Source organism: Pedobacter sp. MC2016-14, assembly GCF_020991475.1.
GTDB lineage: Bacteria > Bacteroidota > Bacteroidia > Sphingobacteriales > Sphingobacteriaceae > Pedobacter.
This window is the reverse complement of sequence record NZ_JAJMPA010000001.1, coordinates 2,232,798-2,253,994: the sequence shown is the minus strand read 5'-3', so window position 1 is coordinate 2,253,994 and position 21,197 is coordinate 2,232,798. Positions and strand designations below refer to the sequence as shown.

Annotated in this window: 17 protein-coding genes; 3 read left to right on the top strand and 14 right to left on the bottom strand. The window is 40.3% G+C overall.

From position 1 onward, the window contains the following. Nucleotides 1–16: 16 nt before the first annotated feature. Genes LPB86_RS09375 through dapA form a run of 3 tightly spaced genes read left to right on the top strand, consistent with a single transcriptional unit; the run spans nt 17 to nt 3,639 of the window. Complete coding sequence (locus LPB86_RS09375) at nt 17–688, top strand: ACP phosphodiesterase (RefSeq protein WP_230642743.1); 672 nt, start codon at nt 17–19, stop codon at nt 686–688. A 46-nt stretch (nt 689–734) separates the two neighbouring features. Then, the gene (gene ligA / locus LPB86_RS09370) at nt 735–2,747 is read left to right on the top strand and encodes an NAD-dependent DNA ligase LigA (RefSeq protein WP_230642740.1); all 2,013 of its coding nucleotides are present in this window, start codon (nt 735–737) and stop codon (nt 2,745–2,747) included. Between the two features lie 10 nt (nt 2,748–2,757). Further along, nucleotides 2,758–3,639 carry a 4-hydroxy-tetrahydrodipicolinate synthase gene (dapA, locus tag LPB86_RS09365; RefSeq protein WP_230642737.1) on the top strand — a complete coding sequence of 294 codons (882 nt, stop codon included), beginning with the start codon at nt 2,758–2,760 and terminating at the stop codon, nt 3,637–3,639. 73 nt (nt 3,640–3,712) lie between these two features. On the opposite strand, the gene LPB86_RS09360 is transcribed toward dapA, so the two are convergent. The 14 genes from LPB86_RS09360 to mraZ form a co-directional block, all read right to left on the bottom strand. Beyond that, the gene (locus LPB86_RS09360) at nt 3,713–4,957 is read right to left on the bottom strand and encodes an aminotransferase class I/II-fold pyridoxal phosphate-dependent enzyme (protein ID WP_230642734.1); all 1,245 of its coding nucleotides are present in this window, start codon (nt 4,955–4,957) and stop codon (nt 3,713–3,715) included. A 143-nt stretch (nt 4,958–5,100) separates the two neighbouring features. Further along, complete coding sequence (gene ftsZ, locus LPB86_RS09355) at nt 5,101–6,795, bottom strand: cell division protein FtsZ (protein WP_230642731.1); 1,695 nt, start codon at nt 6,793–6,795, stop codon at nt 5,101–5,103. Between the two features lie 129 nt (nt 6,796–6,924). Beyond that, a complete protein-coding gene (ftsA, locus tag LPB86_RS09350; RefSeq protein ID WP_230642728.1) occupies nt 6,925–8,286 on the bottom strand; it encodes a cell division protein FtsA in 1,362 nt (453 codons plus the stop codon). Between the two features lie 27 nt (nt 8,287–8,313). Beyond that, complete coding sequence (locus tag LPB86_RS09345; RefSeq protein ID WP_230642725.1) at nt 8,314–9,342, bottom strand: cell division protein FtsQ; 1,029 nt, start codon at nt 9,340–9,342, stop codon at nt 8,314–8,316. Then, the gene (gene murC / locus LPB86_RS09340; RefSeq protein WP_230642722.1) at nt 9,335–10,690 is read right to left on the bottom strand and encodes a UDP-N-acetylmuramate--L-alanine ligase; all 1,356 of its coding nucleotides are present in this window, start codon (nt 10,688–10,690) and stop codon (nt 9,335–9,337) included. The genes LPB86_RS09345 and murC overlap by 8 nt, the downstream gene beginning before the upstream one ends. Continuing rightward, nucleotides 10,690–11,808, bottom strand: coding sequence for an undecaprenyldiphospho-muramoylpentapeptide beta-N-acetylglucosaminyltransferase (gene murG, locus LPB86_RS09335; RefSeq protein WP_230642718.1), 1,119 nt, complete (start codon nt 11,806–11,808; stop codon nt 10,690–10,692). The genes murC and murG overlap by 1 nt, the downstream gene beginning before the upstream one ends. Nucleotides 11,809–11,827: 19 nt before the next feature. Next, nucleotides 11,828–13,018, bottom strand: a complete 1,191-nt coding sequence (locus LPB86_RS09330; protein ID WP_230642715.1) for an FtsW/RodA/SpoVE family cell cycle protein — start codon at nt 13,016–13,018, stop codon at nt 11,828–11,830. 3 nt (nt 13,019–13,021) lie between these two features. Further along, nucleotides 13,022–14,365 (bottom strand): UDP-N-acetylmuramoyl-L-alanine--D-glutamate ligase, encoded by a 1,344-nt coding sequence (murD, locus tag LPB86_RS09325; protein ID WP_230642712.1) that lies wholly within the window; start codon nt 14,363–14,365, stop codon nt 13,022–13,024. Beyond that, entirely contained in the window at nt 14,365–15,612 is a 1,248-nt protein-coding gene (mraY, locus tag LPB86_RS09320) for a phospho-N-acetylmuramoyl-pentapeptide-transferase (protein ID WP_230642708.1), read from the bottom strand. The genes murD and mraY overlap by 1 nt, the downstream gene beginning before the upstream one ends. Further along, nucleotides 15,612–17,069, bottom strand: a complete 1,458-nt coding sequence (locus tag LPB86_RS09315) for a UDP-N-acetylmuramoyl-L-alanyl-D-glutamate--2,6-diaminopimelate ligase (protein WP_230642706.1) — start codon at nt 17,067–17,069, stop codon at nt 15,612–15,614. The genes mraY and LPB86_RS09315 overlap by 1 nt, the downstream gene beginning before the upstream one ends. Nucleotide 17,070: 1 nt before the next feature. Beyond that, nucleotides 17,071–19,170, bottom strand: coding sequence for a penicillin-binding protein (locus LPB86_RS09310; protein ID WP_230642704.1), 2,100 nt, complete (start codon nt 19,168–19,170; stop codon nt 17,071–17,073). Further along, nucleotides 19,160–19,735: an FtsL-like putative cell division protein gene (locus LPB86_RS09305; RefSeq protein WP_370632803.1), complete on the bottom strand. Its 576-nt coding sequence runs from the start codon at nt 19,733–19,735 to the stop codon at nt 19,160–19,162. Before LPB86_RS09305 ends, LPB86_RS09310 begins: the two co-directional genes overlap by 11 nt. Continuing rightward, nucleotides 19,732–20,637 carry a 16S rRNA (cytosine(1402)-N(4))-methyltransferase RsmH gene (gene rsmH, locus LPB86_RS09300; RefSeq protein ID WP_230642701.1) on the bottom strand — a complete coding sequence of 302 codons (906 nt, stop codon included), beginning with the start codon at nt 20,635–20,637 and terminating at the stop codon, nt 19,732–19,734. Before rsmH ends, LPB86_RS09305 begins: the two co-directional genes overlap by 4 nt. Next, nucleotides 20,627–21,103, bottom strand: a complete 477-nt coding sequence (mraZ, locus tag LPB86_RS09295; protein WP_230642698.1) for a division/cell wall cluster transcriptional repressor MraZ — start codon at nt 21,101–21,103, stop codon at nt 20,627–20,629. Before mraZ ends, rsmH begins: the two co-directional genes overlap by 11 nt. Nucleotides 21,104–21,197 lie beyond the last annotated feature (94 nt).

Below are 21,197 nucleotides of genomic sequence, written 5' to 3'. Positions count from 1 at the left end.
AGCGTTACATTTAGCCATGAACTTTCTGTCCCATTATTATTTTGAGCGAAATAACACCAATGAAAATATGGTCATGGGTGTGGTGCTACCAGATTTTATCAAGAACGCTCATAAAGACTGGAACCTCAATCCACAGAAGGAAGAAACGCTTTTTGCATATGATCTGCAACACCTATCTATACTGGAAGGGTGGAAAAAACACCTCGAAGTAGACCGGTTATTTCATGGTTCAGAGTTCTTTAAAGACCAGACCGCAACCCTGAAACACATCATTTTACCCATCTTCGAAGACAGCCCGGTTAAACCATTTTTTTTAGCCCATATTGGGCTAGAATTAATTTTAGACCACCTGCTCGTTACCGAAGGTCTGATCAATATCAATACATTTTATCAGCAGCTGGCTAAGGCAAACAATCCTGGTTTAACCAGCTTTTTATCAAAAGCAGGTCTACCTGACGAAGAGCTCTTTTACAAGTTTTTGAATGGCTTTATTTCCAGCAAGTATTTATTAAGCTATCAGAAGATAGAAAACATAACTTACGCCCTTAACCGCATCTGTATGCGTTTATGGAGCAACCCCTTTAAGGATCAGCAACTTCAGGAACTCACAAAAAAACTGGAAGAATTTAAAGCTGGCCTGCAAGAAAATTATAAAGTTATTTTTAACACCATTGAAGTTTCAATTTAGTATCGGGCGCTCCCTATCTGTAATCGAATAATTGTATATTCGCTCCATGTCACTATTTGATACAAAACAAAAAATGGATGCCTTGATGGCAGAGTTAAACCAGCATACTTATAACTATTATGTACTGGCTATGCCAACCATTGGAGACTATGAATTTGACAAAAAGCTGGAAGAACTTGCCTTACTGGAGCAAGCACACCCAGAATACGCAGACCCCAATTCACCAACACAACGCGTAGGTGGCGACATTACCAAAAACTTTACCACGGTAAAACACAAATGGGCCATGTTGTCTCTGGGCAACACTTATAATGAGCAAGACCTGCGAGATTTTGATGAGCGCATCAAAAAAGCGATAGGTGACAATTTTGAATATGTTTGCGAGCTTAAATTTGACGGTCTTTCCATCAGTCTTACTTTTGAAGATCAGAAACTAGTAAGAGCAGTAACCCGTGGAGACGGCACTAAAGGTGACGATGTAACCAGCAATGTAAAAACCATAAGTAATATACCACACCGGTTAAAATCCAATGATGCCCCTTCACTATTCGAAATCAGAGGGGAGATCTTTATGCACCGCGCCGCATTTGAACGTTTAAACAAAGAGCGCGAAGAACTTGGAGAAGTTGGTTATGCCAATCCACGTAACTTTGCCTCCGGAACCATTAAAATGCAAAATTCAAAAGAAGTAGCCAAACGCCCGCTGGATTGTTTTCTATATTCTTTAAACACAGAAAAACAATATTTTCGTACCCATTGGGAAAGTCTTCAAGCCATCAAATCCTGGGGTTTTCATATCAGTGAGCATACCAAACTGGTAAATTCCATTGAGGAAGTACTTACATTCATCAGCTATTGGCAAAAAGAAAGGTTTAACCTGAGCTATGACATTGATGGCATCGTAATTAAAGTAAACAGTTATGCGCAGCAACAGGAGCTTGGTTTTACAGCTAAATCTCCCCGTTGGGCAATCTCCTATAAATACAAAGCAGAAGAAGTAGAAACCATTCTGGAGCAAGTTACCTACCAGGTTGGTCGTACAGGGGCAGTAACACCTGTAGCCAACTTAAAACCAGTTTTACTGGCCGGCACTACGGTTAAAAGAGCCACCCTGCACAATGCCAATGAAATTGGGCGGTTGGACCTGCATCTGGGTGATCATGTTTTTGTAGAAAAAGGTGGCGAGATTATTCCAAAAATAATTAGTGTTAATCTTGAAAAAAGAAGGGAAGATGCCTTACCCGTAATTTATCCGGTAACCTGCCCGGAATGTGGCACCACCCTGCTGCGTAAAGATGGCGAAGTGGCTTTTTATTGCCCCAACGATGAAGGTTGCCCACCTCAAATTGTAGGCAAGATCCAGCATTTTATTAGTCGCAAGGCCATGAATATTGATGGTCTGGGTGATGAAACTATAGAAACCTTCTACCAAAAGGGCTTGGTGCAACACATCAGCGATTTGTATACCCTGCATGAAAAAGCAGAAGCTTTGAAAACATTAGACCGCTTTGGAGAACGTTCTATTGAGAACATGCTTAAAGGTATTGAGCTTTCCAAACAAATGCCTTTTGAAAAGGTGCTTTTTGGATTGGGCATCCGATATGTTGGCGAAACTGTTGCAAGAAAACTGGCGATGGCTGTAAAAGACATTGACAAACTTAAAGAGGCTAGCCTGGAAGAGCTTACCGCCATAGACGAGATTGGTGCACGGATTGCCGAAAGTATCCTGGAATACTTCAGTAAACCAGAACATCAGCATCAAATTAACCTGCTCAAAGTATATGGCCTACAATTTCAGGCAGAAGAAAATACAATTCCACTCCAAAGTGACAAATTAACCGGAAAAACATTTGTAATTTCGGGCGTTTTTGAAAATCACAGCAGAGAAGAACTGAAGGACCTGATTGAAAGCAACGGAGGTAAGATTTTAAGCAGCATCTCTGCTAAATTAAATTACCTGGTTGCCGGGGACAATATGGGACCAGCTAAGCTGGAAAAGGCCAACAAGTTAAATGTGCCACTGATATCCGAAGACAACTTATTAGAGCTATTGAAATAATAAATTAAAAATGAACAAATTTCATGGAACCGGTGTAGCCATAGTTACACCATTTAATGCAGATGGATCAGTAGATTATGACGGTTTAAAAAGCCTCATCAATTACCTGATCAATGGAAAGGTAGAATACCTGGTATCTTTAGGTACCACAGGAGAAGCATCAACACTCAATAAGGACGAAAAGAAGAAGATCTGGGAATTTACAGCAGAAATAAATAATGGCCGTTTACCATTGGTAGCAGGTATTGGCGGCAATGATACCGCTGAAGTGGCAAACAATATCAGTACATTTAAATTGAATGGCTACGATGCCATCTTATCTGCTAGTCCTTATTATAACAAACCTTCTCAGGAGGGTATATATCAGCACTACAAGGCCCTTAGTGAGGCCAGTGCTTTACCGTTATTTTTATATAATGTACCAGGAAGGACAGCCAGTAATGTAAGTCCTGAAACCACCTGCCGCCTTGCACATGATTTTAAGAATATTATTGGTACTAAAGACGCTTCTGGCAGCTTTGATCAGTTTAACCAAATTCTTAGGGACAAACCAGAAGACTTCATGCTGATTTCAGGAGATGATCCTGTTGCCCTGCCTATGATTGCGTTAGGTGCTGTAGGCGTAATATCCGTAGTGGGTAATGCATTACCGCAACAGGTATCAGACTTGGTAAGGCTTTGTCTAAACGGTGATTTTAGCGCAGCGCGTAAGCCACATCTTGATTTAATAGAATTTACCAGGCTCTTATTCGCAGAAGGAAATCCTGCAGGAGTTAAAGCTGCATTACGTCAGCTTAAAGTATGTGGTGACCAGGTAAGGTTACCGCTGATTAAAGCAACAGCACAATTAGACGGACAAATTGCAGAACAACTTAAGAAGATCATTCAATAATCAAATGCAAATTAAGCTTAAAGCGGGCCTGATCAATTGATCAGGCCCGCTTTGTTTATGCAGTTAGAAACTATTACTCTCCTGTCGCGGTAGCAACATTTTTGTACTGTCCGGCTTCCAATCTCTTAGAAATATCACTAAAAGCATCCAATGTACGTTGTACATCGTCAAGCGTATGCATCGCTGTAGGAATCAACCTCAAAGAAATCAATCCTTTCGGAATTACAGGATAAACTACAATAGAGCAGAATATACCATAATTTTCTCTCAAATCCATTGTCAAAGCCGTAGCTTCCAGCAACTCTCCTTTTAAAAACACAGGGGTAACCATAGTATCTGTAACACCAAGGTTAAACCCACGTTCACGCAATCCGTTTTGCAGGGCAGTAGCAATCTCCCACAGTTTAGCCCTTAATTCCGGACTGTTTTTAAGCAATTCCAGACGTTTAATTAAACCTACAACCATTGGCATTGGCAAAGCCTTTGCAAAAGTTTGAGAACGCATGTTATAACGCAAAAAGTTCACAATCTCCTCAGTAGAAGCTACAAAAGCACCAATACCAGCCATTGACTTAGCAAAAGTACCAAAGTAAACATCGATACCGTCCATACAACCTTGCGCTTCATGTGTACCCGCACCAGTTGGCCCCATAGTACCAAATCCATGCGCATCATCTACTAGGATACGGAAGTCAAATTCACTTTTTAAATCAACAATTTCCTTTAACTTACCCTGCGCACCAGACATTCCGAATACACCCTCTGTAATCAATAAGATACCACCACCGGTTTGGGCTGTAAGTTTAGTAGCACGTTCCAGCTGTTTACGGGCGCTCTCAATATCATTATGCTGGTAAACAAAACGTTTACCCATGTGCATCCTTAAACCATCAATAATACAAGCATGAGATTCTGCATCGTATACAATTACATCATTACGATCTACCAGACAATCAATAATAGAAACCATACCCTGGTATCCATAATTCAATAAAAACGCATCAGGTTTACCAACAAAGGCAGCCAGCTCCTGCTCTAATTGTTCATGGTATTTTGAATTTCCAGACATCATTCTGGCTCCCATTGGATAAGCCATACCAAATTCAGCAGCCCCCTGCTCATCGGCTTTCCTTACTTCGGGGTGATTAGCTAATCCCAGATAATTGTTTAGACTCCATACCAGATGCTCTTTACCACGAAAATTCATATGTGGCCCAATTTGCCCTTCTAATTTTGGAAAGGAGAAATATCCATGTGACCATTTTTGATGCTGGCCCAAAGGACCCATATGTTTTGCTATCTTTTCAAAAATATCCAATTGATTATATTTTAAGTTTTATAAGATTGCAAATTTACGTTTTAAAAGATTCATAAACAATACTTCAAAGGAAGCCGATCAGCAACAAAAAAGCCCTGGCAGGATGCCAAGGCTTAATAATTTATAATTGTTACACTAAAGCACTAATCAACGTTATCATGCAAAAATGAATTGTTTGGTCTAATCTCGGTAGAGCCATCTTCGTCATTACTCAATGTAAATCTTGAAACCTGAGATTCCGAAGAGTGCTGAACCTGTTGCAACTGCATTTGTTTACGTTTATAAGCTGGTTCATTTTCCAGCTCCTGTAAGCCATTGGTTGTACGCAGTTTCATACTAAGGTCTTTTAACCTTAAAATACGCTCCTTAGATTTTCTAAGCTGATCTTCTATAGATTCGTCATTTTTATCGTCATCCAATCCTGGCTCAACAACTTCAAGATGCTCCCTGCGCTCAGGACGTTCTTCAAACTCCTGGCTTATCGAAGCTACAACACGTTCTTCTCTCGGCCCTTCCTCTGGCATGTTTACAAAATCCGTTACCGGAGTTTCAAACACATACTCAGTTTCAGAAACCTTCAATTCAAAATCAGCAGATGGCTCTTGTTGCAACTCAGGCATTTGAACCTCTTCTTCTACCAGAGTATGTCTAACAATAATATTTTCCGGTTCTTCTGTTTTTCTTGATCTGCTGCCATTAAATAAGTCACCGAAAAGATCAGATTGCTTCTCTTTCGCTTTCATTACCGGTTCTGTTGCCGGAACTGGAGGTTTAGGCGCAATAAAAGAATTTACAGGCTCAACAGGTTTAACCATTGGTGCCTCTTCCGGAGTTAACAAAGAAATCTTCTTTACATTTTTACGCTCATTGGCACGTTGCTCTGTAGTTTGGAAACCCGTAGCAATAATCGTTACCGATAATTTATCCTCAAGGCTCTCATCAATACAATTACCCCAAATTAAATCGGCAGAAAGACCGGCTTTTTCCTGAATATAATCTGTAATGATACTCACTTCATCCATGGTTACTTCACGTAAACCAGAACTAATGTTCAATAATATATAACGAGCACCTTCAATTTCATTATCCTTTAACAATGGCGAAGCCAATGCACCTTCAACGGCGTTAATGGCACGGTCTTCACCATCACAAGCAAAACTACCCATAATAGAAACACCACTGTCCTTCATTACAGTGCGCACATCCTTAAAATCCACGTTTATATAACCTGGCACGGTAATGATCTCAGCAATTCCTTTGGCCGCAGTAGTTAAGATATCATCTGCCTGAGAAAAAGCGGAACCCAATGTCAGGTTACCAAAAATCTCACGCAACCTGTCATTAGAAATAACCAGGTATGAATCTACATATTTTTTCAGCTCATCTAACCCGTCTTCAGCCTGCATCTTTCTGCGCTTTCCTTCAAAAGAGAAAGGGGTAGTAATGATTGCCACAGTTAAAATATCCAGTTCTTTAGCAGCCTGCGCAATAATTGGACTGGCACCTGTTCCGGTACCACCACCCATACCAGCAGTGATGAACAGCATTTTAGTTGTGCTACCCAACATCTGTTTGATGTCATCTATATTTTCTATTGCCGAGTTTTTACCAACCTCAGGAATTGAGCCTGCACCCATACCTTCCGTTAAACTCGCGCCAAGTTGCACTTTATTTGGAATAGGGCTAAACTCCAATGCCTGTGCATCTGTATTACAAATAATAAAGTCTACACCGGTTATTCCTTGACGGTACATATGGTTTACCGCATTACCTCCACCGCCACCAACACCAATTACTTTGATGATTGATGACTTATCTTTTAACATTTCGAACTGCATATATTTATGAATCAGTAATTTATAAATCAGTTTTACCTGTTCATCTCTCCATGTAATATTAACACTTTTTTAACAGGCGTTTTCCACAATTGTTAGTAATGTGGAAAACTCGGCATTTGTGGAAAAGTTTTAAGGCTTTATATAATCTTCATCGCTAACATTCATATCATCTTTGATAAAATCTTTGGTTTTTGCCAGTAATTTATCAAATAAACCACCACCGCTACGTTTTGCTTTTTCCTTAATTGCGGCAGGTGTTTCAACATAAACACCGGGCTGTTTCATTTCCTCAATCAGCTCTTCTGCCTTTTGGATTCCTTTAATCAGCAAACCAACACTAGTTGCATACATCGGACTTTTCAGATCGTCGTATATGTTTTTAGGCATTTCTTCAAATTTAGACAAATGCTCATTTGGATAACCTACACGACAGTCTAAACCCGTTACATATTCTACCAGCTGAGACAGGTGTTTCAATAAAGCACCACCACCAGTAATCACTACACCACCTATTAGTTTTTTCTCATAACCAGAAGACTTGATTTCGTAATACACATGCTCAATAATCTCTTCCATACGAGCCTGAATCACATAAGCCAGGTTTTTAACCGAAATTTCTTTAGGCTCCCTGCCGCGTAAACCCGGTACACATATGATCTCATTTTCTTTATTTTCTTCAGCCAATGCAGAACCAAAACGTGTTTTTAAAAGCTCAGCCTGATTCCTCATTACAGAACAACCTTCCCTGATGTCTTCCGTAATACTATTACCTCCAAAAGGAATTACAGCAGTATGGCGAATAATACCTTCATGGAAAATAGCGATATCTGTAGTACCCCCACCTATATCTACTAAAGCAATACCCGCTTCTTTTTCTTCATCGCTCAACACCGATTCCGAAGAAGCCAATGGCTCTAATATCAATTCCTGCGTTTGCAAACCTGCATTGCTTACACAACGCATAATGTTTTTAACCGCAGTTACCTGACCCGAGATGATATGGAAATTAGCTTCTAAACGCACTCCAGCCATACCAATAGGATCTTTTACGCCCGGCTCATTATCGATCGTAAATTCCTGTGGCAATACATGGATGATTTCTTCTCCCGGGGGCATAACCAGTTTGAACATATCATCTATCAGCTTATCTATATCTTTCTTTGAGATTTCATTGATCTGATCTCTGCGCGTTAATATTCCACGGTGCTGTAAACTCTTGATGTGCTGTCCGGCAATCCCCACATTCACTACCCTGATCTCCACATTCGATTGTCCGCTCGCAATTTCTACGGCTTGCGATATACCTTGTACTGTTTTTTGAATATTGGAAACCACCCCGCGGGTTACCCCTGCAGATTCCGCTTTTCCAATACCTAGTACTTCAATCTTCCCATGCTGTGTTCTGCGACCAACGATCACACAGATTTTAGTAGTACCGATGTCTAGTCCGACTACAATTGGAGATTGAATGATAGATTTTTCTTTGCCCATAACTATATCAATTTTGTTGAGTTTGTATTATTTTGTTTTTCCTGGTATCTTTTTAATTTCTTTTTTATCAGTAACCTTTTTGTCGGTGATCTTCTTTGGTTTTTCCTTTTCAGGTGTTACTTTTTGAGGAACAATCTTCTTTGGGGTTACTTTTTCTTTTACTGGCAGGTTGTGCGCAATGTCTTTTACAATCGCATCCTTTATTAAAGAGTCTGCTACCACCTTTATCGCTTTAACAGTATCTCTTACAACTAAAGGTTTACGTACCGCAACCAGCAGGGTATCGCGTTTTTCGCATACCACCTGATTGGTGTATTTGATATTAATATTTTTATAGGTATCCCAGCCAACCTTAGGCATGGCTTTTTTATAAAACAACATTAGGTTATTCATCTTTACTTCCAGAGAATCTGCATTCCCCAAAATAATGCGTTGGTTGCCTACACGTGGGATCAATTCGATATCATTATCTGTATTAACAAATAACTGCTCAATTTGTGCGTCCCAAAGTGTATCTTTTTTTATAAAAAGAGCAGTTTTATATAGATCTGCTGCCATTTGTGTTTTTAAGGTATCCACCCTACCACTAAAATGTTCTGGTATATTACCATTTGCTACCAAAACATTTGCCGTAAAGTTTGGACTTACCGGCATCTTTAAACCGTTTTTATCAATATAGTAATCCTGGTTCCCCGCATTGATCACCCTAAGTACAGGTTGGCGCTGTTTGATCTGGATGTGAATTACGCCATCCATATCCGCATACACCTTAGCCAATTCTATATAAGGATTGGCAATCATGTCCTGCTCAATACCATTTAGGTTAATTCCTTCAAGGTACCTACCAATCAATTGCCCCTGATTTTGTTTCAAAATGGCATCAATTTCTTCCCTTTCAATAAAATTATCAGCCCCTGGAATTAAGATTTTTACATTGGTACATTTAATGGTATGCTTTTTAGCCTCCACAAAACCCATAAGTACCACCAATCCGCTCAGACAAATTATCCAGGCAAATACTTTAAAAATCAATCTCCAGTTGATCTTTTTAATCATGGCTCAAGGTTGCTTTAAGTTGTGGTATCAAAGTATCAATATCACCCGCACCTACTGTTACCAGCAGCTCAGGCCTTTCTGTTTTAATTTTTTCCAACGCTGCACCCTTTGTTAAAATCTGCTTATTACCTAGTGTCATCTTATCCAGCAACAGCGCCGAATTTACACCTTCAATAGGTATTTCCCTTGCAGGATAAATCTCCAGCAAAATCAGCTCATCAACAGAACTCAACACCTCTGCAAAACCATCTGCAAAATCACGGGTGCGGGTAAACAAATGTGGCTGAAAGATCACCGTCAATTTTTTGTCCGGATACAATTGTCTCACGGCATCAAAGCAAGCCCTCAATTCCTCCGGGTGGTGCGCATAATCATCTATATAGATATGCCCCGGCGTATTCACTATGTATTCAAATCTGCGTTTTACACCCGTAAAGCTGGCAACTGCATCTTTAATTTTGGTGGTATCAATGCCTAGTTTCAATGCAATACTAATGGCAGCAACAGCATTTTCTACGTTATGCTTACCTGGAAGCAACAAATGCAGGTCTTTGATTTCCTCTAGCTCACAATGGTAATCAAATACAAAACTGTGGTCTACCACCCTAATATTGGAACCATAAGCATCAGAATTTTCCCACAAGCTATAGGTAACCCCATTGCTAATCGGTAAGCCAGCTTTTACAAACAAAGTACCACCCTCCTTTAATTGTCCTGCAAACAAATGAAAAGATTCATGTAAATGTGCTGCATCACCATAAATATCTAAATGATCTGCATCCATCGAGGTAATCACTGAAAGGTCCGGATGAAGCGTTAAAAAGGAACGGTCAAATTCATCAGCCTCTACAACCACTACATTATTTTCGCCAATTAAAAAATTGCTGTTATAATTCGTAGTAATACCGCCAAGGAAAGCCGTGCAACCATATCCCGAATGCGTCAAAATATGAGCAATCATAGAGGAAGTTGTGGTTTTACCATGTGTTCCGGCAACAGCGATACAAAACTGGCCTTTACTAATAATACCCAGCACTTCAGAGCGTTTCTTTAGGGAAAAGCCATTGTCCTTAAAATAATTCAGGATCAGCGAATTTTTTGGAACCGCAGGTGTATAGACAATTAAGGTATCCTCATGATTTTCAAGAAAACATACCGGCAGTGAAGATTCATCATCCAGATAAGAGATCAGAATGCCTTCCTGCTCCAGCGCAATGGTTAAATTGGTCCGGGTTTTATCATAACCACAAACCACACATCCGCGCTTGGCAAAATAGCGCGCTATAGCACTCATACCAATACCACCTATTCCTACAAAATATATCCTGTTTATTGCATCTAATTCCATTATCTAATCTCCTTTCCAGCTAAAATTAACACTTCGTTTGCAATTACCTCATCTGCCTCGGGCAACGCCATTTTCGCAATATTTTCTGCAAAAACCTCACAGCGTTCTTTATCATTCAGTAACCTCAAGGCCTCTGCAACAAGGGTATCTTCTGCAGAACGATCTGTGATCATTAGTGCTGCATTGTTATTCACCAACGCAAAAGCATTTTTAGTTTGATGGTCTTCAGCAACATTAGGTGAAGGCACCAGGATCACTGGTTTCTTAATCAGGCACAATTCTGCAATTGTTCCCGCACCTGCCCTTGATATAATCAAATCAGCCGCTGCATACGCCAAATCCATCCTGTTTAAAAACTCAAGGATGCGCACATTTGGGTGCAATCCAGGAGCCAATCGTTCCATGATCCCGGTATAATAAAACTTACCGGTTTGCCATACAATTTGCACATCCTGATCGATGATCTCCTGCAAATGTTTTTCAATGCTTTTATTTAAAGTGCCGGCACCAAGACTTCCGCCGGTAATCAATATCGTCCGCTTTAAAGGATCAAGCTTCAGTAATTCGGCCCCGGCAAAATGCTTATTTACCACGTCTACCACCTCCTTACGCACCGGATTTCCAGTTTTAAGAATATTTTCTGATGGAAAAAACTCTTCCATGCCATCAAATGCCACACACACCTTAGCCGCCTTTTTACCAAGCCATTTATTGGTGATACCGGCATAAGAATTCTGTTCCTGAATCAGGTAAGGAATACCTTTTAAAGAAGCAGCATACAAAATCGGTCCGGAAGCATAGCCCCCAACACCAACTACCACATCTGGCTTAAAAGTATTAATAATACCCACCGCTTTTGCCACACTACCAATCAGTTTAAATGGCAATGATAAGTTTTTTAAAATAGAACCACGCTGCATACCAGCAATGTTAAGTCCAACAATTTTATAACCCGCCGCCGGAACTTTTTCCATTTCCATTCTGCCTTTAGCGCCCACAAACAAGATCTCACAATCCGGTTCTATGCGTTTTAATGCATTAGCTATCGCAACTGCTGGAAATATGTGTCCACCGGTCCCGCCTCCTGATATGATAATTCTTGTTGGTCTCACGCTCATGTTCTTTCTTCTAAAATCCTTATGCCAATACGGGCAATTCCCCTACAATTACTTTTTTATTGCCACTGTCATCCAGTACCTTTTTACCATTTTCTTCAACGTCCCTGCTCACACTCAAAATAATCCCGAAAGCTATACTGGTAAAAATCATAGAGGTTCCTCCCATACTTACCAGCGGCAAAGGAACACCAGTTACAGGTCCTAAACCTACAGCAACAGCCATATTGGCAAATGCCTGGATGGTTAAACTAAAACTCAGTCCCGCAGCCAGCAGGGCCCCAAAGGCTTTTGGACTTTGGGTTACAATCCTGACACATCGATACAGCAATACCAGGTACAATACTACAATAACCAGGGCGCCTAACATACCGTACTCTTCTACAATAATAGCAAAGATGAAATCCGAATATGGATGGGGCAAAAAGTTCCTTTGTGTACTGTTACCAGGGCCCTTTCCAAAGAATCCACCAGTAGCCAACGCGATTTTGCTTTGATCAGCCTGATAAGTTTTATCAGAATGCTGCAACTCCGGATGTAAAAAAGAGTTGATCCTGGATTTATAAGTTTCACGTCTGGGGCCTAAAAAGATAACAAACATCAATAGAACCAGTCCCCCGGCGCAAACCATTGCAATCTGTTTGATACTGATCCTTCCAATAATCAACAACAACACGCTCACTCCAAACAACATCAATGCCGTAGACAAATTGGCCAGCGCAATTAAAATAAAAACCACACAAACCGAACCCATGATAGGGATAAATGCTTTTTTAACATCTTTAATATTCTCCTGCTTTTTGGTTAGCATCCTCGCCAAAAAGGTAATCAGTGATAGCTTTGCCAAATCTGAGGTTTGAAAAGTAAGTCCGATGATAGGAATTTTAACCCAACGGGAAGCATCATTTAAAGTTTCCCCAAAAGCCAGTGTATAGAACAGCAAGGGGATGGTAATGATCATTAAAATCTTAGAAATCCCCGCATAATATTTGTAATCCAGCAAATGCGCAATGTAAATCATGCCAATTCCAAGAATCACAAAAATCAAGTGTTTGGTTAACAATATCTTCTCAACTGTTTTTCCGGTTTTATAAGCGTATGTACCCGTAGCACTGTAAACAGCAAGAATGGAGATCATAGACAGCAGGATGATGATCAACCAGATCCACCTGTCGCCTTTTGTTTTTTCAAGAATTCTGTTTATTGCTACCATAATTTATAACTCCTTAACAGCCGCTTTAAATTGATTTCCGCGGTCTTCGTAATTTTTAAACAAGTCAAAACTTGCACATGCAGGAGAAAGCAATACAGTATCTCCCTTTTTTGCAAGGTGATATGAGAGCTGTACGGCTTCATGCATCGAAAAAGTATTTACAATTACCTCAACATCATCCTCAAAAGCATCATGGATCCTTTTGGTATCTTTCCCTAAGCACACAATAGCTTTAACCTTAGATTTCACCAGGCTCCTCAGCATGTCGTAATCATTTCCCTTATCCACCCCACCCAAAATCAACACTACTTTTGCAGGTACACTTTCCAGTGCATACCAGGTAGAGTTCACATTCGTGGCCTTAGAGTCATTGATGTAATCCACACCCGAAATTTTAGCCACAAACTCCAGTCTGTGTTCAATATTTTTAATATCTCCCATTCCCTCGCGGATGGTTTCATTACGAATATCCAATACCCTGGCAACTATTCCCGAGGCCATTGAATTATAGGTGTTGTGTTTGCCTTGTAAGGCTAGTTCAGATATGGACATGGTCAGTTGCTCCTCCTGGTTTATATTAATGTGAATAGTATTTCCTTCCAGATACGCACCTTTCTCTACTTTCTTACGAATAGAAAATGGGTACATGGTGGCATTTATAGTTGTGGTTTTGAGTGCTTTTAACGTTTCTTCATCGTCGGCACAGTAGATAAAATATTGTGCCTGCGTTTGGTTCTGAGCTACACGCATTTTTGAAGCGGCATAGTTGCTCATTTTATAGTCATAACGGTCCAAATGATCTGGAGTAATGTTCAGTAGAACCGCAATATCGGCCCTGAATTCAAACATATCATCCAACATAAAACTGGAAATTTCCAGTACATACCAATCGAAATTTTCCGTCGCCACCTGCGCAGCGAAACTATGACCTATATTTCCGGCAAGCCCAACATTGAGACCTGCCTTTTTTAAAATATGATAGGTTAGCATTGTAGTCGTAGTCTTACCATTAGAACCTGTAATACAGATGGTTTTGGCAGAAGTATAGCGTTTCGCAAACTCAATTTCCGAGATGACCGGGATATTTTTCTTTTTCAGCGCTACAATAATGGGCGCGGTATCAGGTATCCCCGGACTTTTAATCACTTCAACAGCAACCAGAATCTCTTCAGCGGTATGCTGCTTCTCCTCATAGGTCACACCTAATTCATCAAGTGTATTCTTATATCGGTCTGCTATGGCACCAAAATCAGATACAAAAACATCAAATCCCTGCTTCCTGGCAAGTATTGCCGCTCCTACTCCGCTCTCTCCGGCGCCTAAAATTGCAATTCTTTTCTTTTCCATTACCTTACCTTTAAAGTGATAATTGTGATGATGGCCAATAAAATTCCAATGACCCAAAAACGGACAACTATTTTAGCTTCATGATAGCCTTTCTTTTGGTAATGATGGTGGAGCGGCGACATCAAGAAAATTCTCCGGCCTTCACCAAACCGCTTTTTAGTATACTTAAAATAAGATACCTGCAACATCACAGACATAATTTCAACCAGAAAAACACCACATAAAATTGGGATCAGCAATTCCTTCCTAATCATAATGGCAAAAGCAGCAATGATACCACCGATGGCTAAACTACCTGTATCGCCCATAAAAACCTGGGCAGGATAAGAATTGTACCATAAAAACCCTACACAGGCACCAACAAATGCACCGGCAAAAATCATTAGTTCTCCCGAATTCGGAATATACATGATGTTCAGATAATCGGCTATCACCGTATTACCAGAAACATAAGCCAGCAAGCCTAATGTAACCCCAATAATTGCCGATGTTCCGGTAGCCAGCCCATCTATACCGTCGGTAATATTGGCACCATTAGAGACGGCTGTAACAATAACCACAACAAACAGGATGAATACAAAAAAAGCGTATTTTTCATAGCCTTTACCTAAAAACTTAAGAACCTTGGCATAATCAAATTCATTGTTTTTGTAAAATGGCATATTGGTAATCGTAGATTTTACATCCTGGGTGTAATAAAAACTTTCACCCTTTTGCCTCAGTACCATTGGTGCATCAGATTTAACAATACTGGTTTCATCCACGGTTTGACGGGCCACAATATTTGGATTAAAATACATCGTATAGCCTATAATTAAGCCCAAACCGACCTGTCCTACAATTTTAAACCTTCCGGCCAGTCCTTCTTTATTCTTTTTAAATACCTTGATATAATCATCCAAAAATCCAACTGCTCCCATCCAAACGGTGGTTACTATCATCAGGATAACATAAACATTGGTTAGGTTGGCCAAAAGCAAAGTAGGCACTAAAATTCCCAGTAAAATCATGATACCACCCATAGTTGGAGTACCCTGTTTTTGCATTTGTCCTTCCAGACCCAGATTTCTCACAGTCTCTCCCACCTGCATTTTTTGCAGATAATTGATGATCCTTCTACCATATACAGTAGTAATAATCAGGGATATGATAATTGCCAGGGAAGTACGAAAGGTAATGTACTGAAACAACCTTAAGCCAGGAATATCATAATGATGACGTAAATATTCAAATAAATAATATAACATTAGCTGATTAAATTAAGTTGTTCCGTCAATATTTCTTTATCGTCAAAATGATGTCTAACACCATTAATTTCCTGATATTTCTCATGTCCCTTACCTGCTAACAAAATGATATCGCCAGGTTTAGCCAGGTGACAAGCTGTTTTAATGGCTTCTCTTCTATCTACTATGGTCAGTGTTTTACGTTTATTTACCGGAGATACGCCAGCTTCCATTTCCTCTACAATAGTTTGAGGATTTTCTGTTCTTGGGTTATCCGATGTCAGGATTACTTTATCACTCCAATCGCAGGCTACCTGTGCCATCAACGGACGTTTAGATTTGTCCCTGTCACCACCACAACCAATTACAGTGATAACCTGCTCATTACCCTGTCTGATGTTCTGAATGGTACTCAGCACATTCTGCACTGCATCAGGCGTATGCGCATAATCAACAATACCAATGATATTTTTACTGTTGCTTACATAATCAAACCTACCTTCAGCTCCCGTAAGACCACTCAACACAGTCAACACATTTAATTTATCCAGTCCCAGAAGTTGCGTGGTTCCGTACACAGCCAATAAATTATAGGCATTAAAAGAACCCACCAACTTAAAAAACACATCCATATGGTCTATCTCCAGGTTAAGTCCGCTAAAGCGGTTTTCAATAATCCTGGCTTTATAATCAGCCATCTGTTTCAGTGCATATGTTTTTTTAGCTGCTTTGGTATTCTGCAACATGACCATGCCATTTTTATCATCAGCATTGGTCAAAGCAAAAGCCGTTTTAGGCAGTACGTCAAAAAATGCTTTCTTGGCCTTAATATAATTGTCGAACGTTTTATGAAAATCAAGGTGATCATGTGTGATGTTAGAAAACACGCCACCGGTAAAATGGATCCCCTCAATTCTATGCTGTATCACAGCATGAGAACTCACTTCCATAAAGCAATACTCGCAACCTTCGCTTACCATTCGCTGTAAAAGCAGGTTCAGCGCCAACGGATTTGGCGTAGTATGCGTTGCCGGAATTACCAGCTCATTGATCTGGTTCTCCACGGTAGAAATCAACCCGGTAGCATAGCCCAACTGTCTAAACAACTTAAATAGTAAGGTAGCGATAGTTGTTTTGCCATTTGTACCAGTAATACCAATCAATTTAAGATTAGCAGAAGGATTACCAGAAAAATTGGCTGCCATTTTACCCAGGGCTACAGAAGAATTTTCTACGATAATGTAAGTTACACCCTCCTTCAATTCTGCAGGCAAATCCTCGCAGATGATCACAGTAGCACCAGCCTGAATAGTTTGCCCGATATAATCATGCCCATCAGACAATGTACCTTTCACAGCAAAAAACACAGCATTTTCCGTTACTGTTCTGGAATCAAAAGTAAGCGCAGAGATTTCCCTATTGGTTGACCCAACCAACTTGACAATCGCTACACCATATAAAACATCCTGCAACTGCATCTTATTCTAATTCTATTTGTACGGATAATCCTTTTCCTATTTTAGTTCCCGCAGCAAGAGATTGTCCCACTACTTTGCCACTTCCTGTCACACGGGTTTTCAATCCCGAATTGCCCAGTAAATAAAGTGCATCTTTCAAACCCATACCTACAACATTAGGCATTAGCCCCTTCACAGAGCTATATTCTTCATAAACCAAACCATTGCTGGTATCCACACTATTAAAGTAATCTGACTTGGCAGCATACAAGGTTTTGATTCCAAAAGCATTATACACCCTTTTTACTGGCTTGGTTTGCCCAGCTTTAGCTTCCGGGCTTTTAGTATTGCCTACCAAATGATCAGCCACACTATTGTACATCTGCATATCACTTGCATAAATTCTATCGGCAATCTCCCTGAATGGAGGCCCCGCAACCTGTGCTGCGTAGTAACCATTTTTAGGATCATTAATCACCACAATCAACGAATATTTAGGCTTATCAGCCGGGAAATATCCGCAAAAAGAAGCCTGGTACTGCCTTTTGCCGCGGTATCCTTTATTCGCATCAGCCACCTGTGCTGTTCCGGTTTTACCAGCAATTCGGTATAAAGGATTGTAAATATTCCCTCTTCCCGTACCTTCCGTAATTACACCTTCCAACATTTCCTGCATTTTTTTCAGGGTTTTATCAGAGCATATCTTTTCATTGACAACCGTCGTTTTAAATTGCTCAATTGGATTCCCTAATCTTCTGATCTCTTTTACAAAGATTGGCGTTACGTATCTGCCATTGTTTGCAATAGCATTATAGAAGGACAGCATTTTAAGCGGTGTCAATTGCATTTCGTAACCATAGGCCATTTGCGGAAGCGTCATCGTTTTACTCCAGCTTTTATTAGATGGATTTTTAACCACCGGCTGTGCTTCCCCGGGAATTTGCAGGTTCATTTTTTTATTCAACTGCCAATCGTACAAATGATCCGTGAATTGTTCCTGATTATCGTGATAAGCATTATTAACCAGATAAGCTACCGCAGCATTAGAAGATTCTTCAAAAGCCTTTTTAACCGTAACTACACCTATACTACCATGCGAATCTCTAATGGTATGTCCTTTAATCCGATAATCACCAGTTGCCACAAGGGTATTGGTATCTACCTTTTTGTCTTCCAGCAAAGCCATGTAAGAAGCTACCTTGAAGGTTGAACCAGGATCCTGATTTCCCGCTATGGCATAATTAAATTTCTCTTTATACTCTCCCGGACCTACCTTAGTATAATTAGCTACAGCCCGCACCTCTCCTGTGGCAACCTCCATTAAGATCACCGCACCATGATCAGCATTACTTGCAATCAATGCTTTTTCCAGGGCACTTTGCGCCAAATCCTGCATGTTGATGTCTATAGTAGAAATGATATCCGATCCTTCTTTAGGGGCAACTTCAGCCTCATCATTTACCGGCACCCAAACTCCGCCTGCAATGCGTTGCACCAAACGTTTACCACTTTCGCCATTAATGTAATTGAGGTATGCACCCTCTAAACCTACACCATTTTTTACATTTTCATTTTTGTAACCAATGGTACGAGCAGCCAGTGATTTGAATGGCAGGATCCGTTTGTTCTGCTGCACTGCAATCAAGCCACCACTGTATTTACCCACATTAAAAAGTGGAAACGTACGAATGGTTTTCAAATCCTGATAATTTACTTTTCTCTTAATCAGCAAATACCTTACGCTATCTCTACGGGCAATACGCAGGTAACGCGCATATTCTTTTGGAGATTTGTCTTTAAAAAACTCAGATAGTTTCATAGCCAATGAATCTACCTTAAGGCTAAAAAATGTATCATCCTCAATTCCACCCGCATATAGATCCATGCGCAATTCATATTCAGGCACTGAAGTAGCCAACAAACTACCGTCATTAGAGTATATGTTTCCACGTGCGGCTTCTACATTGATGTATTTAGTAGAAAGACTATCAGCCATCGCTCTCCATTTATCGCCCTGAATGTACTGAACATCACATAGCCTGATCAGTACCGCTACAGCAAGCAGAACAATCAGGCCGAAAGCCAGATAAACACGTAATAATATATTAGCTCTAATGTTCATCGTTACTCAATACAATTTTTTTAGGTGGTGCTGTAAGTTCTTTTATACCTAGCGTATCCACCTTTTTAGCTACTTCTGTTAATTTACTTTTAAACATGAGGTCTGCTTTGAGTGATTTATACTCCCAGCTTAACTCTTTCACTTCTTTATTTAACTTGTCAATGTTTCTGATGTTCTTTACCGCCATGTGGCTATTGGCAATGTATAACATACACAAAAACGAAAGGAACAATAAAAACGGCAACATCTCCGTAGCCGCCTCTTTGGTTACCACCCCTTCTGTAAACAACTTCTTAAAAAAGGCCGTTGCACTTCCTGCAGCTTCCTTTTCTTGTTTTTCACGTTGCGCTTTCTTCTCCAGTTTCTCCTGTTCCAGCTGATCTTCCAACCTTCCCAAACGATCTTCACGCTCTTCCGGATCAAACTGTTTCAGTTTTCTCGGCTTGTTTTGAAAACCTTTCTGCTCAGCATATTCACGTTCAAAACGCGCATTCTCCAACCGCTCTTGCTCTTCTGAAAATTCAGAATCATCTTTCCCTTCTATATTTTCCCTGAACCGGTTCATATCTTCTCACCAATCCTCAACTTTGCACTTCTTGCACGACTGTTTTGCTCCAGTTCTGCCTCATCCGCAATCACCGCTTTGCGGGTAACGACATTGAAAGGCTTTTGCTGGTTACCATAAAAATCCTTCTCTACCTCTCCCCTAAACTTGCCCTTCGCCATAAAATTCTTCACCGGACGATCCTCCAAAGAATGATAAGACATCACCACCAAACGTCCCCCTGGCTTCAGCACCTCAGCAGTCTGCTCCAGAAAACGTTCCAACACGTCAATCTCCTGGTTCACCTCTATCCGCAGAGCCTGAAAGACCTGCGCCATATACTTATGTTCTTTTCCTTTAGGAATATGTGCTGCTACAGCAGTCTTAAAGTCTGCAAGCGTCACAATTGGACGCACTGTTCTAGAAGTAACTACCGCTTTGGCCAGAGATTTCGCATTTTTAACCTCTCCGTAAATCCCAAAGATTTTATGAAGCTTATCTTCCTCATACGTATTTAAAACTTCAGCAGCGGTAAGACTACCTTGTTTGTCCATGCGCATATCCAAAACTGATTCGAAACGCGTAGAAAATCCTCTCTCAGGTTCATTGAATTGATGAGATGACACGCCAAGATCAGCCAGGATACCATCCACCTGTTTGTATCCCAGTAACCTTAAGTTGTTTTTTAGAAAAGCAAAATTTTGATCTACAAATAAAAAGCGGGAATCATCTATCTTATTACGCTGGGCATCAGGATCCTGATCAAATGCAATCAGTACGCCCTTAGGCGACAAATGCTTAAGAATTTCTTTAGAATGTCCGCCACCACCAAAGGTAACATCAACATATACCCCATCTGGATTAATGTTCAATCCATCAATACATTCTTTCAATAACACCGGAATGTGGTAATTATTTTCCATCGCCTATCCCCCTCATTTTATTACCCATTACCTCTGCTGCAAGCGCCGCGAAATTTTCCGGCTCTTTATCAAATAAAGCTTCGTAAGCAGATTTGCTCCAAACTTCTATTTTATCAAACTGGCATGCCAGTATCAATTCTGTGTTGTTAGAAATACCCACAGATTCCAATAAGGAGTTGGGTAAATTGACCCGACCAGCAGCATCAAGTGTCAATTCCGTAGCGCCACGGGTAAAATACCTGATAAACTCTCGTGTTTTTGGTTCGTATGGATTCAGCTTACTAAGCTCTTCAACTATAGATTCCCATACTTTTTTAGGATAAATAACCAGGTGCTTCTCAAAACCCCTATTGATCACAAGTCCCTCTTGCTCAACATCAGGCAATTGCTTTTTTAGACTCGAAGGCACCATAAGGCGACCTTTCGCATCTAACTTACAATCAAATTCTCCTAATAGTTGAACCATTTCTATTTCTACACTTTTTATGTAGTGTAAAATTAGATACTTCTACCACTTTTTACCACATTCCCCCACAAAAAGTTTTCAACATAATTTTTGA

Bases quoted from the DNA above. Each gene is read 5' to 3' on its own strand.
- murG (WP_230642718.1), bottom strand. From the start codon at position 11,808: ATGAGCGTGAGACCAACAAGAATTATCATATCAGGAGGCGGGACCGGT.
- LPB86_RS09305 (WP_370632803.1), bottom strand. From the start codon at position 19,735: ATGAACCGGTTCAGGGAAAATATAGAAGGGAAAGATGATTCTGAATTT.
- LPB86_RS09345 (WP_230642725.1), bottom strand. From the start codon at position 9,342: ATGATTAAAAAGATCAACTGGAGATTGATTTTTAAAGTATTTGCCTGG.
- murD (WP_230642712.1), bottom strand. From the start codon at position 14,365: ATGGAAAAGAAAAGAATTGCAATTTTAGGCGCCGGAGAGAGCGGAGTA.
- ftsA (WP_230642728.1), bottom strand. From the start codon at position 8,286: ATGGGCAAAGAAAAATCTATCATTCAATCTCCAATTGTAGTCGGACTA.
- LPB86_RS09310 (WP_230642704.1), bottom strand. From the start codon at position 19,170: ATGAACATTAGAGCTAATATATTATTACGTGTTTATCTGGCTTTCGGC.
- rsmH (WP_230642701.1), bottom strand. From the start codon at position 20,637: ATGGAAAATAATTACCACATTCCGGTGTTATTGAAAGAATGTATTGAT.
- ligA (WP_230642740.1), top strand. From the start codon at position 735: ATGTCACTATTTGATACAAAACAAAAAATGGATGCCTTGATGGCAGAG.
- LPB86_RS09330 (WP_230642715.1), bottom strand. From the start codon at position 13,018: ATGGTAGCAATAAACAGAATTCTTGAAAAAACAAAAGGCGACAGGTGG.
- ftsZ (WP_230642731.1), bottom strand. From the start codon at position 6,795: ATGCAGTTCGAAATGTTAAAAGATAAGTCATCAATCATCAAAGTAATT.
- LPB86_RS09315 (WP_230642706.1), bottom strand. From the start codon at position 17,069: ATGCAGTTGCAGGATGTTTTATATGGTGTAGCGATTGTCAAGTTGGTT.
- LPB86_RS09375 (WP_230642743.1), top strand. From the start codon at position 17: ATGAACTTTCTGTCCCATTATTATTTTGAGCGAAATAACACCAATGAA.
- mraZ (WP_230642698.1), bottom strand. From the start codon at position 21,103: ATGGTTCAACTATTAGGAGAATTTGATTGTAAGTTAGATGCGAAAGGT.
- mraY (WP_230642708.1), bottom strand. From the start codon at position 15,612: ATGTTATATTATTTATTTGAATATTTACGTCATCATTATGATATTCCT.
- murC (WP_230642722.1), bottom strand. From the start codon at position 10,690: ATGGAATTAGATGCAATAAACAGGATATATTTTGTAGGAATAGGTGGT.
- dapA (WP_230642737.1), top strand. From the start codon at position 2,758: ATGAACAAATTTCATGGAACCGGTGTAGCCATAGTTACACCATTTAAT.